Annotated in this window: 12 protein-coding genes; 2 read left to right on the top strand and 10 right to left on the bottom strand. The window is 70.6% G+C overall.

The genetic code is table 11. The features are described from left to right. Together ngcE and AC3EO4_RS28170 are read right to left on the bottom strand one after the other, a co-directional pair. Positions 1–1,413, bottom strand: coding sequence for an N-acetylglucosamine/diacetylchitobiose ABC transporter substrate-binding protein (gene ngcE, locus AC3EO4_RS28175; RefSeq protein WP_379580995.1), 1,413 nt, complete (start codon positions 1,411–1,413; stop codon positions 1–3). Positions 1,414–1,415: 2 nt separating this feature from the next. After that, positions 1,416–2,279 (bottom strand): MurR/RpiR family transcriptional regulator, encoded by an 864-nt coding sequence (locus AC3EO4_RS28170; RefSeq protein ID WP_379580994.1) that lies wholly within the window; start codon positions 2,277–2,279, stop codon positions 1,416–1,418. 166 nt (positions 2,280–2,445) lie between these two features. Here AC3EO4_RS28170 and AC3EO4_RS28165 point away from each other — a divergent pair, with 166 nt between their 5' ends. Then, positions 2,446–3,396 carry an N-acetylglucosamine kinase gene (locus AC3EO4_RS28165; RefSeq protein ID WP_379580993.1) on the top strand — a complete coding sequence of 317 codons (951 nt, stop codon included), beginning with the start codon at positions 2,446–2,448 and terminating at the stop codon, positions 3,394–3,396. Here AC3EO4_RS28165 and AC3EO4_RS28160 read toward each other — a convergent pair whose 3' ends face one another. The 6 genes from AC3EO4_RS28160 to AC3EO4_RS28135 form a co-directional block, all read right to left on the bottom strand. Next, the gene (locus AC3EO4_RS28160) at positions 3,397–4,215 is read right to left on the bottom strand and encodes a carbohydrate ABC transporter permease (RefSeq protein WP_379580992.1); all 819 of its coding nucleotides are present in this window, start codon (positions 4,213–4,215) and stop codon (positions 3,397–3,399) included. It abuts the gene before it with no gap. Beyond that, positions 4,215–5,150, bottom strand: coding sequence for a carbohydrate ABC transporter permease (locus AC3EO4_RS28155; RefSeq protein ID WP_431898567.1), 936 nt, complete (start codon positions 5,148–5,150; stop codon positions 4,215–4,217). Before AC3EO4_RS28155 ends, AC3EO4_RS28160 begins: the two co-directional genes overlap by 1 nt. 175 nt (positions 5,151–5,325) lie before the next feature. Continuing rightward, on the bottom strand, positions 5,326–6,576 hold the full coding sequence (locus tag AC3EO4_RS28150; RefSeq protein ID WP_431898566.1) for an extracellular solute-binding protein: 1,251 nt from the start codon (positions 6,574–6,576) through the stop codon (positions 5,326–5,328). A 42-nt stretch (positions 6,577–6,618) separates the two neighbouring features. Further along, a complete protein-coding gene (locus tag AC3EO4_RS28145; protein ID WP_431898565.1) occupies positions 6,619–7,929 on the bottom strand; it encodes a cellulose binding domain-containing protein in 1,311 nt (436 codons plus the stop codon). Positions 7,930–7,947: 18 nt separating this feature from the next. After that, entirely contained in the window at positions 7,948–8,688 is a 741-nt protein-coding gene (locus AC3EO4_RS28140; RefSeq protein WP_379580988.1) for a sugar isomerase domain-containing protein, read from the bottom strand. Next, complete coding sequence (locus tag AC3EO4_RS28135; RefSeq protein WP_379580987.1) at positions 8,685–9,554, bottom strand: MurR/RpiR family transcriptional regulator; 870 nt, start codon at positions 9,552–9,554, stop codon at positions 8,685–8,687. The genes AC3EO4_RS28140 and AC3EO4_RS28135 overlap by 4 nt, the downstream gene beginning before the upstream one ends. Before the next feature lie 60 nt (positions 9,555–9,614). Here AC3EO4_RS28135 and AC3EO4_RS28130 point away from each other — a divergent pair, with 60 nt between their 5' ends. After that, the gene (locus AC3EO4_RS28130; protein WP_431898564.1) at positions 9,615–10,769 is read left to right on the top strand and encodes an N-acetylglucosamine kinase; all 1,155 of its coding nucleotides are present in this window, start codon (positions 9,615–9,617) and stop codon (positions 10,767–10,769) included. On the opposite strand, the gene AC3EO4_RS28125 is transcribed toward AC3EO4_RS28130, so the two are convergent. Beyond that, on the bottom strand, positions 10,736–11,647 hold the full coding sequence (locus AC3EO4_RS28125) for a hypothetical protein (RefSeq protein WP_379580985.1): 912 nt from the start codon (positions 11,645–11,647) through the stop codon (positions 10,736–10,738). The genes AC3EO4_RS28130 and AC3EO4_RS28125 overlap by 34 nt on opposite strands. Next, on the bottom strand, positions 11,644–12,183 hold the full coding sequence (locus AC3EO4_RS28120; protein ID WP_379580984.1) for an RNA polymerase sigma factor: 540 nt from the start codon (positions 12,181–12,183) through the stop codon (positions 11,644–11,646). Before AC3EO4_RS28120 ends, AC3EO4_RS28125 begins: the two co-directional genes overlap by 4 nt. Positions 12,184–12,426 lie beyond the last annotated feature (243 nt).

Here is a 12,426-nt window from a genome sequence, read left to right as displayed (position 1 = left end):
TCAGCGCGTGTACTTCTTGATCGAGGAATCCTTCTTGATCTCGTCGGCCTTCTTCTGGATGCGCTCCAGGTACTTGTCAGGGGTCAGCCCGCCGCTCATCAGCTGTCCCGTGGCGGCGATCGCCTCGTCCTTGAGCTGGGCGTACCAGGTCTGCCAGCGGTAGTAGACGGTGTTCGCGCCGGCGGCGGCCACGGCGTCGGACGCGCTCTTGGCGCCGGGCGACAGCGCCCTGCCGTCACCCGCGCCCTTGACCACCGAGACGGTCCTGACCAGCTCGCTGAAGTCGCCCGACGCCTTCTTCGACAGCATGGCCCGCAGGTACTCCAGGCCCGCCTGCGGGTTGGCGCCCTTGGCGGGCACGATGAAGTTCTCGCCGGGGGAGGTGTGCAGCGTGCCGTAGGGCAGCTTGTCGGAGCCCGTGACGTCGGGGACGACGAACATCTGGTACGCGAAGTCGGCGGGGGTGGTGTCCTTCTGCTCGTTCTCCAGCCAGGAGCCCGAAGGCAGCATGGCGACCTCGTACTTGTTCTGAGCCGTCTGCGTCTGCACGTGGTCGAGGCCGGCGGTGCCCTGCATCAGGTACTTCGAGCCGACCTCGGCCCACCGGGTGGCGGACTGCTTCATGGCGTCGGTGGTCCAGGCGCCGTCCTCGAGGTTGTCGATGTTGACCAGCACCTCGTTCCCGCCGATCTTGGCGGCCATGGTCAGCAGGACCTCGTACAGGTACTGGGGGAACTTGCCCGCGTAGGTGAAGGGGGCCATCTTGCCGGACTTCTTGATGGCCTCGCACAGCGCGATGAACTCCTCCCACGTCTTGGGCGCCTGCCAGCCGTTCTCGTCGAAGGCCTTCTTGGAGTACCAGATGCCGAAGATGTAGTTCACATAGCCGAGCACGCTGAACTTGCCGTCATAGGTGCCGATGTCGATCACGGCGGGGTCGATGGCGTCCCGCACCTTGATCGCGGGGTCGTCCCAGGTGGGCGCGTCGAGCAGAGGAGTCAGGTCGAGGAGCTGGCCGTCCTGGGCGAGGGCGCCGAAGTCCATGGCGTTCGCGCCCGAGTTGTCGATGACGTCGGGCGGGTTGCCGCCGGCGAAGCGCGGCTGCAGGACCTTGGTGATCTCCTTGGTGGTGTTGTGCTTGATCTCCACCTTCGGGTACTTCGAGGCGAAGAGCGGCTGGTGGATGTCCTTGGCGTACGCGTTGCCGAAGCCGCCGTCGAAGATCCAGATCTCCAGCGGTTTGTCGGCGGCCACCCCGAAGGGGTTGGCCGCGCTGGTCGGCGCCGCCGCGGCAGGGGCCGAGGTGGCGGGTGGGGCGGCCGGCGTGGCACAGGCCGCGAGCGCGCCCGCCGCGGGAACGAGGACGGCGCTGCGGAGAAGCTGACGTCGGGTGATCTGGGGGGTGTTCGGCATGGCTACTCCAGTCGATGACTCTCCACGGCCTTGATCGTCAGTTCGAAGGCCTGATTGGTGCGTTCGTAGGTCTGCTGGGCGACCGCCACGTAGACGGCGTCCAGCACGAACAACTGCGAGTGCACGGCGGCCAGGCCGCCGAGACGGAACGTGGTCTCCCTGCTGGCCGTGGTGAGCACCAGGTCGGCCAGCTCGGCCAGCGGCGAGCGGGCGAAGGAGGTGACGGCGACGCAGATCGCGCCGTGGGTGCGGGCCTCGGCCAGCGCCTCCATGACCTCGCGGGTGCGGCCCCTGTGCGAGATGCCGATCGCGACGTCGCCCCGCGCGAGCAGCGCCGCGTCCGACAGGGACACGTGCGCGTCGCCCGAGCTCCAGCACGGCACGCCGATCCGGCGCAGCCGCCCCTCGAACATCGTGGCCACCGCGCCGCTGGTGGACACGCCCACCAGCAGCACCCTGCGGGCCGAGACGATCGCGTCGGCGACCCGGCTGACGGCGGCGAGGTCGAGCTGCGCGGCGGTGTCCTGGATCAGCCGGGCGTCGGCGGCGGCCATGACCTCGACGGCGGCGTCCAGCGGGTCGTCAGGGCCGATGTCCTGGCCCACTCCCGCGCCCCAACCGGCCTGTGCCGCCCTTCCGGTCTCCGTCGCCAGCGCCACGCGGAGCTCGGCGTAACCGGAGAAGCCGAACGCGCGGCAGAACCTCGTCACGGTGGCGGGCGAGCTACCCGCCCGCTCGGCCAGCGCGATGATCGTGGAACGGGCGGCCTCCGCAGGATCGCCCAGAATCACCTCACCCACCCTGCGGAGAGCTTCCGGCAGACCGGGGAGTTCGGTTTCGACGCGGCCGAGGGCACCAGATGGCACGAATATTCCTTCCGAATATCGGACCTTGCGGCGAAAATTATTCTTGCAATTGGGTCGAGTCAAGACCCAGGATGTGACACGTGCATAACGGCTTCTTTTTGCGAAGTCATGGCCGGTACGGTGGCCTCCACCAAGGGTGGGCGAGAGCGAGTAGGTGGGTGACCCCGTGAAACGCGCAGACGTGGTGGTCGGTGTCGACGCCGGCGCGACCTCCTCCAGAGTCGCCGTGCACGCCCTCGACGGCACCAGGCTCGGTTACGGCAAGGCCGGCGGCGGCAACCCCAGCGCCCACGGTGTCGAGGCGGCGGCCTCCGCGATCGGCGAGGCGCTCGGCCATGCCCTCGAGGGAGTCGACCCCTCGCGGGTGTCGCGCTCGGTGGCGGGCGTGGCGGGCAACACCGTCGACTTCGGCGTCGCCCTCGACAAGCTGTGGGCGGACCACGGCATCGCCTCGGGCCCCCGCCTGACGAACGACGTGCCGATCGCCTACGCGGCCGGCTCCGCGGCGCCGTCCGGCACGCTTCTGCTGTCCGGCACCGGGGCGGTCGCCGCGCGCGTCACCGAGCACGAGCTCGCCCTGCTGTCCGACGGGCTCGGCTGGCTGCTGGGCGACGCGGGCTCCGGCTTCTGGATCGGCAGGCAGGCCGCCAAGGCCGTCGTCCACGCCCTCGACCGCGGCGAGCGGGGAGGGCTCCTGTCCGACCTGGTCGTGACCCGCTTCCTCGGCGACGACCGCGGCCCCACCCCCCGCAGGGAGGCCGAGCGCATCGTCAGGCTCGCCCAGGCCGACCGCACCACGCTCGGCCCGCTGTCGGCCCTGGTCAGCCAGGCCGCGGCCGCGGGCGACCCGATGGCCGCCGAGATCGCCGAGCGCGCCGCCGCCCACCTGGCCGACACCGTGGCCAGGGTCTACGACGGCGGGCCCATCGTGCTGGCCGGCTCCGTGCTGACCAACGAAGGCCCGGTACGGCAGGCCGTACGGGCGCTGCTGGAGCGGCGATGGGAGGCCGAGGTCAGCACCGCGCGCGACGGGGCGGGGGCGGCGGCGTGGCTGGCCGCCCTGGCCCTGCTGCCGGACGGCGAGGCCGAGCGGTTGCACGCCGCCTTCACCGGCTGATCAACCTTTCACCGCGCCCGCCATCATGCCCGTGCCCACCCGGCGCTGCAGGAACAGGAAGACGACCAGCACCGGCAGCGCGAACAGCGTGGCGGCGGCCATGGTGGCGCCCCAGTCGGTGCCGTAGACGTCGCGGAAGGTCGACAGCCAGACCGGCAGCGTCCGCTTGTCCTGGTCCTTGATGATGAGCACGTTGACGAAGGAGAACTCGTTCCAGGCGGTGATGAACCCGAACAGCGAGGTGGCCATCAGACCCGGCGCCAGCAGCGGGAAGATCACCCGCCGGAAGGCGGTGAACCTGCTCGCCCCGTCGACCAGCGCCGCCTCCTCCACCTCCGCCGGCACCGCGTCGAGGAAGCCGCGCAGGGTGACGATCGTGAACGGCAGCGTCACCATGAAGTAGACACCGGACAGCATCGCCAGCGAGTCGAGCAGATCGCTGTCGCGGGCGATGATGAACATCGGCACGAGCAGCGCCTCCCACGGCGCCATCTGCGCGGCGAAGACCGCCACGACGAACACGCCCCTGCCCCTCCAGCGCAGCCGCGCGACCGCGAACGCGGACAACAGCGACACCACCAGGGCCAGCAGGACGGCCGCGCCGGTCACCACCAGGCTGTTGCGCCAGTAGGACCAGAAGCCTTCGGCGCTCATGGCGGTGGTGAAGTGGTCGAGCGTCGGGTGGAGCGGCAGCAGCGAGGGCGACTCGGCCTGGATGTCCCTGGTCGGTTTGAACGCGGTGACGACCATCCAGTAGACGGGGAAGACGGTCAGCGCGAGCGTGACGAGCGCCGCGCCGTTCAGCAGTGCCCTGCGCATCACGACTCCTGCCTGAGCATCCGCCGCAGGTTCGTGACCAGTGCGACAGCGAGGATGACGACGGTGACGACCGCCACGGCCGAACCCAGGTCGTACCTGTGCAGGACCCTGGCGACCTTGAAGGCGTAGACGGGGAGCGTGGTCGTCGCACCGTCGGGCCCGCCCTGGCTGAGCACCCAGATCTGCGGGAAGCACTTGAAGACCCAGATCACCTCCAGCGACGTGACCAGCGCGAACATCGGGCGCAGGATCGGGAAGACCACCTTGGCGAAGATCTGCCTGCCGGTGCCGCCGTCGATCCGCGCCGACTCGAACAGCTCGACGGGGATCGTGGTCAGCCCGGCGTACAGGGTGAGCGCGGCGAACGGCACCGACTGCCAGACGACGAGGACCACCAGGACGGCGAACATGGCGGTGCCGTTGGCGAACCAGGAGTAGCCGCGCATGTCCAGCAACCAGTTGACGATGCCGAGCTCCGACTGGAACAACCACTGGAAGACGGTCGTGGCGGCGATGATCGGCGTGGCCCAGGCGAGGGCCAGCGCGCTCATCAGCGCCACCCGCATGCGGCGGCCCAGGCGCAGCAGCATGACGGCGACGCCGGTGGACAGGCCGACGATGAGGACGACGTTGACGGCCGTCCACCCCGCGGTCCTGAGCAGGACGGTCCAGAACTCGTGGCCGGCGAGCAGCTCGCCGTAGTTGTCGAGACCGACGAACGTGGCGCCGCCCCTGATGAGCTCGCCCATCCTGAAGTGCTGGAAGGAGATCACACCTGCTCGGAACAGCGGGTACAGCAGGAGCAGGACCCCGCTCACGACCGCGGGGGCGATCAGCAGGTACGGCCAGGCGCTTCCGCGGCGGCGGCCGCTGCCGCGCGGTGGCCGCGGCACGCGGGTGAGTGGCGGAGCCGGCGCTCGGGTGGCGGCGGGCATGCGCTCCCTCCTGAGGCGAGGATCGTGGACAGGTGGACGGCGACGCGGCCATGGGCGCGTCCCCTGGGATGACGGCGCTCGCCGGAAGACCGTCACCCCCGGGGCGGCGGCGCGGCCATGGCCGCGTCCCCGGGGGACGGCCCGGTCGGGAGCAGCTCCGGCGGACCGGCCTAGGTCAGGAGCCGCTGTTGAGGGTCGTGGTGATGGACTCCGACGCCTTACGGGCCTCGGCCGCCGCGTCCTTCCCCGTCAGCACCGCGGTCATGTACTGCTTGATGACCGACGTCGCCTCCACCGCCGCCCAGTTGGGCGTGTTCGGGGTGGCCTTGCCGTACGCCGCCCCCACCGCCATCGCGGCCGTGCCCTCGTCCCCGCTCAGCACTCCCGCCAGCGAGGCCCTGTTCGGCACGAAGCTCATCGCCTTGGCCAGCTCGGTCTGGAACTTCTCCCCCGCCAGCGCCTTGACCACCTCGTAGGCGGCCTCCTGGTTCTTCGACGCCTCAGGGATGATCAGGTCAGAGCCACCGGTGAACACCGCGCCCGGCTTTCCGGCGGTCTTCCCCGGGATGGGGAAGAACCCCATCTTGTCCTTCATCCCTGGCTCGACCTCCAGCACGCGGGCGGCGATGCCGGGAACGGCGATGATCTGGCCGACCCTGCCCTGCGCGAACACCTCGTGCTGCGGCGGGTTGGCCTCATCGGCGTCCTTGGGCCCCTTGCCTAAGGCCTGGAGCCGCCGGTAGAAGTCCATGCCCGCCAGGGCCTGCGGGCTGTCGAGCGCGCCCTTCCACCTGTCGCCGTCCTTGACCGCCAGGTCGCCGCCCTCGTCCCAGATGAACCCGGCCAGGGCGTACCACGTCTGGCCTGTGAGGTAGATGCCCTGGTTGCCGCGCTTGCCCAGCTTGGCGGTGACCTCCAGCCACTCCTCCCGCGTCCTGGGCGGCGCCGTGATGCCCGCCGCCGCCCACAGGTCCTTGTTGTAGACGACGACGCGGTTGGCGGCGTACCAGGGCACGCCGTACTGCTTGCCGTCGATCCTGCCCGGCTCGGCCAGGCCGGGGATCCAGTCCTCGCCCTTCAGGTCGGCCACCTTGGCGGTGAGGTCGACGACGCCGCCGCTGGCGGAGTACTGCGCGACCTGGGTGTTGCCCACTTCGATCACGTCGGGGGCGTCGGTGCTGGCCAGCGCGGCGGTGACGCGCTCGCCGATGCCGTCCCACGCCTGGATCTGGATGTCGAGGTCGACGTTGGCGTGCACGGCCTCGTAGTCGGTCTCGAACTGCTTGAGCAGTTCCTTCGTGACGCTGCCGTCCATGATCCAGACGGTCAGCTTGGCGGGGCCCGCGCTCGCGGCGGGCTCGGGGTCCGCGGAACCGCACGCGGTCACCGCGAACAGGGCGGCGAGGGCCAGAAGGCGGTACGTCATGGGGGGTCACCTTCGGGTGAGGAGAGGTTGGCCGGACGGATGTCAGGAGACGGTGTCCTGGAAGGCCGTCCCCGCGGTGCGCAGGGCGGCGACCCTGCCCAGCACGTCGGCGGGCGAGACGACCTCGTTCTTGGTGTAGTAGACCCAGTCGACCTGCTGCTGGTAGGCCCGCCTGGAGGAGCCTGCCTGCAGGTCGATGAACCACTGGTTGAACATGATCCACATCGGCGTCTCGGGGTAGTAGATGCCGCCGTGGTCGGCGAACAGGCGTCCGTCGAGGTAGTACCTGATGTGCCCGCCCGAGACCTGGATGACCAGGTCGTGCCAGCCGGCGAAGCTCGCGCGCTCCTCCGTGTGGGTGTTGACCGCCTGCCACGGGTCGGCCTGGTAGGTCTCCCAGCTGGTGGTGTAGAGGATGTTGCCCGGCTCGCCCCAGCCGCCGTTGGGCAGGTACTCGAAGTCGAGCTCGCCGTAGTCGGGGTCCATGTTCTGGAGCAGCGGGGTGATGGTGAAGAACGTCTGCACCACGTGCTCGCCGTCGGGCCCCGTCACGGGGGCGTCGCTGAAGCGCACGCGTGCGGCGTAGGTGCCCTCGAAGAACTTGCGCCCGGCCGTCGAGAACTCGGTCTGGACGGTGCCGCCGCCGGTGCCGTCGGTGGAGGACTCCAGCTGCAGCACGCCGTTCGGGAAGGTGACCGCCGCGGGCGACCAGGTCGCCCCGGGAACACCTGGGCCGCCCGAGCTGGACCTGACGGTCCAGCCGCGCTGGGCCAGGCGGGGATCGCTCGAGCCCGTATAGGAGAAGTCGTCGAACAGGACGCCGGCCGAGCCCGTCGGGGTCGGGGTCGGCGTCGGCTCGCCCCCGCCCGGCGGCCTGCCCCAGGCCAGCAGGCCGTCCAGGTAGACGGCGGCCCTGTCCCAGTCGGCGTAGCTCGTCTGGGCGCCGAAGGAGTAGTCGTCGGACTGGTCGAAGCTCTGCCAGTCGGCACGGTAGAAGCGCAGTTGCAGGTCACGGGTGCTGCCGCCGGGCGGCAACGTCCCCGAGGTGAAGCCCACCTCCAGGTAGCCGGGCCCGAACGTGCCCGTCACGGTCGAACACCCCACCACCGCCCATGAGCAGGCGAATCTGTAGGTCTCCGTGCCGGTGAGGTAGTAGCGGATCTTCACCTGGTTCAGAGGTACGGCGGCCGGCCCGTCGTTCAGCAGCTGGAACCACGGCTCGGCCTGCGCGGTGGTGGGGGTGGTCGAGGAGTTCTTGTACTGCAGGCGCAGTCCCTGCGCGGCGTTCGCGGGGGCTGCCAGCAGTGCGGCGAGGATGGCGAAGGGAAGGGCTAAAGCGAGGAGGATCTTCACGGCTGGATCTCCTTGGTGTCAGCCGCCTCTTCTGATGCGGCCTTCGTAACGGGCCTCGAGTGCCAGGTTGTGCGCGTCGCCCTCGGGAACGTTCGCCGACAGGTACACCGGCGGCGTCCGCCCCGCCTCCACCAGTTCCCTGACCGCCTCCGCGACGACGAGCTGGACCAGCAGCGCCGAGGTGATCGAGGAGACGGCGCCGACCGCGCCGCCTCCTGGCATGGGGAGGAAGGCGTCGCCGCGCGGCGCCCTGTTGTCGAGGACCACGTCGGCGAGTTCGAGCAGCTTGCGCCCTGACGGGTGCCTGGACGGCACGCTGGAGCTGTGGGCGAGGGAGGTGATGGCGATCAGGTCGTGACCGCGCTCCTTGACCAGGGTGGCCAGCTCGACGACGACGCCGTTGACGCCCGAGTTGGAGATGATCACGAAGAGGTCCTCGTCCCTGACGGGCGCGAGGTCGAGGATGCGCCGGGCGAGGCCGGGGTCGCGTTCCAGGTCATAGCGTTCGAGCTCGGCAGGGTCGGCGCCGCCGTACAGGACGATGTCCCTGAGCGCGAGCCTGTTGGTGGCCACCAGGCCTCCCGCGCGGCCCGAGATCTCCATCGCGGTGGCCTCGGAGTGCCCCGAGCCGAACGCCTGGATCACCCCGTCCCTGTCGAGTGTCCGGACGACGAGGGCGGCGGCCTTGCCGATCTCGGGATCCTGTGGGATGACGGCGACGAGGTCGGCGATGTGCCTGGCGTAGTCGGCCGGGTTCACGATTCTCCTTCTGGTAGGCGGTGGCCTTCGACGGCCCTGACGGTCAGGTCGAACGCCTCGCGGGTGCGTTCGTAGGTGCGCTGCGCGACCGAGACGTAGACCACGTCGAGGACGAGCAGCTGGGAGTGGATGGCGGCGAAGCCGTGGGCGCGGAAGGTGGTCTCGCGGCTGGCCGTCGTGAGCACCAGCTCGGCCACCTCGGCGAGAGGCGAGCCGGGGTGGGAGGTGACAGCGACGGTGATGGCGCCGTGGCTGCCCGCCTCCGCCAGCACCTCGATGACCTCGCGGGTCCTGCCGCTGTGCGAGATGCCCACCGCCACGTCGCCGTGGCCGAGCAGTGCGGCGTCGCTGAGGGCGGAGTGCGCGTCGGACCTGCTCCAGGTGGGGATGCGGATCCGCTGCAGGCGGTGCTCCATCTCGCTGGAGACGGCCGCGCTGCTCGAGACGCCGAACAGCAGCACCCTGCCCGCGTGGGCGATCGCCTCGGCGACCTTCTCCACCATGGCCAGGTCGAGCTGGGCCGCCGTCTCCTGGATGAGCCTGGTGTCGTTGCCCGAGACCACGCCGAGCACCCTGTCCAGCCCGTCGGTGGGGAGGATCTCCTGCCCGATGTCGGTCTCCCAGCGCTGCCTGGCCGTCCTGCCGGTCTCGGTGGCGATGGCCACGCGCAGCTCGGCGTAGCCGCCGAAGCCGAGCGCGCGGCAGAACCTGGTGATCGTGGCGGTCGAGGTCCCGCTGCGCTCGGCCAGGTCGACGATCGTCGATCGGGCCGCGTCGGCGGGGTTGGCGAGGATCACCTCGGCGACCTTGCGCAACGCCTCCGGCTGGTCGGCCTGTTCGGCTCTGATGCGGCTCAGCAGTTCCACGCGATGAAAATTATGCTCAGCTACTGGCCTCGTCAAGGGTTCGGGAGAATAATTTTTGACATGACGATGGTGTTAGGCGTGGACGCGGGCGGGACCTCGACCCGCGCCGTGGTGATGTCCCTCGACGGAAAGCTCGTGGGCAGGGGACTCGCGGGATGCGGCAACCCGATGGCAGCAGGCACCGCGACGGCCTTCGGGAACATGAGACAAGCCGTCGAGTCGGCCCTGAGCTCGACGGATCCCGCTTCGATCAAAGGCGGAGTCGTGGGGTTCGCGGGCTCGGGCATCCTGCGCGAACCATCCGCGTCCGCGGCTTTCGCCGACGTGTTCGCCGGCCTGCCCGCGCCGCCCATCCCGGTGGGAGACGTGGTCGTGACGTTCGCGGCGGGCACCCCCGCCGCCGACGGCACCGTCCTCGTGTCAGGTACCGGGGCCATCGCGGCAAAAATTATTGACCGCTGCCAGGACAGGGTGGCCGACGGGTTCGGCTGGCTGCTGGGCGACGAGGGGTCGGGGTTCTGGCTCGGCAGGGCCGCCGCCAGGGTGGCGGTACGCGAGCTCACCGCGGGAACGGCGGGCCCGCTCACCCTGCTCGTCCTCGACGCGCTCGCGCCTCAGGCCGAACGCGCTGAAGGGCCGCATCCCACGGGCGAGCGGGCCGGCACTCCGCCGGATCTCACGGTCGCGTGGGCCGATCCTCGGCCGGATCTCACGGTCGGGTGGGCGGGCGGTTCAGGGCCGGCGGCCGGGAAGGCGGAAGGTGCCGGGCGGCCGGGTTCCGGGGGCAGGGCCGGGCTCGGAGGGGAGCTGGTGGACATGATCGCGGCCACCGTGCAGTCCCGGCCGCCGCTCGCGCTGGCCGAACTGGCGCCGCTGGTCAGCCTGGCCGCCGCCGAAGGCGACCCCGCCGCGCTGTCCATCGTCGAGGCCGCCGCCACCAGGCTCGCCCGCACCGCCGCCGAGGTGCGCGAGCCTGGCGACGGCTCCCCGATCGTGCTGGCCGGGAGCGTGCTGACCTCCGCGGGTCCCGTCCGGCGTGCCGTACGGGCCCTGCTCGAACAGCGATGGGCGGCGGCCCCCGTCACGGTGGCGGCGGACGGAGCGGGAGCGGCGGCGTGGCTGGCCGCGCTGGACCTGCTCGGGACCGCGAGGGCCGCGCCGCTCCACTCCCGCTTCGTCGGCTATTCGGTGTCCGGCGGCTTGGGGCCGTCGTAGACCGGGTTCTTGGCCAGCCGCTTCTCCGTCACCAGCAGCTTGACGGTGTCGGCCGACAGCACCTCGGCGTCCCACACGATCCAGTCGTCGCCGACGTCGTCCGGCTGCCGCTTCGGGTTGTAGCCGAATCCGCCGCCTTCGGAGGGCTCGATCACCCAGACCTCGGTCTTGACGCCGCGCTCGGCGGCCGCCTTCCTGACCTCGCCGACCGTGCGCTCGTCCACCTCGAGGCCGTGCAGCGGCTCACCCTTCCTGGTGGCCGACGCCGCGTTCCCGTACCGCTCCCCCGGCTTGGCGGGCCGTCCGAGAGAGACCACCCCCGTACCGGTGAAACCCACCGACACGGTGACCGCCAGCGCGCAGCCGGGAGAGCCCATCTCGCAGCCCTCCGGCTCGAAACCACCGCCGATGCCCTTGTTGGGAGAGGTGTTCCCGCTGAAGCCCATCCTCACGACCTTCCCGACCCCGCTCGGCGAGGCCGGCAGCAGGTTGAGGCTGACGTCCAGGCCCACCGCCCTGAACGCCTCCGCATACCTTGCGTGGTCGGCGTACGGGTCCTTGACCCTGGCCACCCACTGGTCCCCGCGCCGCTCGATCTCGATGGCGGCGTTGGCGTAGGAGGTGGGCACCCCCTTCCCGCCCTCGATCAGCCCCGGACCGATCACCACGGCGGCGGCAAGCGCCGACACCGCCATCGCGGCCACCGCCAACCTGCGCGCGGGGCGTGGCCCGCGCCGCCGTACGGCAGGCTCGTGCGCCCCATCGGCAGCCGTGATCGACTCCAGCAGCGTCCGCGCCCCCGCGCCGGACCCCTGCCCCCTGAGATCCTCGTCCCGGACCCTGGCCAGGCCGCCGACCTGCTCCTCGATGCTCTTCACAGTTCCCTCCCCGCGAGAACGACACGGTCGACCGAGATGCCCGCCGCCTGCAGGGCGCGGGCCAGACGCTTGCGCGCACGATGAAGCCTGATCCGTACGGCGTTGCGCGAACAGCCGAGCACGGCCGCTATCTCGCTCCGTTCCAGCCCCTCCCACGCGACCAGGCCGAGCAGCTCGCGGTCGTCGTCCCCCAAGCTCCGGAAGGCCCTGCCGATGGCGCCGAGCTCGAGCGTGGTGTCGGGAGCGGCGGCGTAGAGGTCGGCCAGGTCGGCGTCGAGCTCGACCGTGCGGGCGTGATGCCTGGCGGTACTCCTTCGATGGTTGGCCAGCACGTTGCGGGCCACGCCGTACAGCCACAGCCGGGCTTCCGCGCCGGGCGGCAGCTCGTCGATCTTTCGCCACGCGATGGCGAAGGTCTCCGCGACCACGTCTGCGGCGTCGTCAGGCGAGGGGCATCGGCGGACGACGTAGCCGACGATCTGTTCGTAGGTTCCGGCGTAGACGGCCTCGAACCTGGCCCTCCTGTGGTCAGCCACGGGCGGTTCCCATGGTCGGCCTCCTTGGTCGGGAATGTCTGACACCCTCTCCATGTCGGAAGGCGCCCCTGCATTTCAAACCCGCATGACGAGCCCAGGAACCCGGAAAGCCCAGGGTTCCGGGAAGGCCGAGAAGTCCGGGAGGGCGCGAACCCAGGGCATCCGCCAACGTGATCGACCTCACTGATCGGGGTGTCACATACCGGACGGATCCGGAGTCCTTTGTTCAGAGGACGAGTTTCG

The sequence above is a fragment of the Nonomuraea sp. bgisy101 genome, from assembly GCF_057708945.1.
This window is presented reverse-complemented; position numbering and strand designations above follow the sequence as displayed.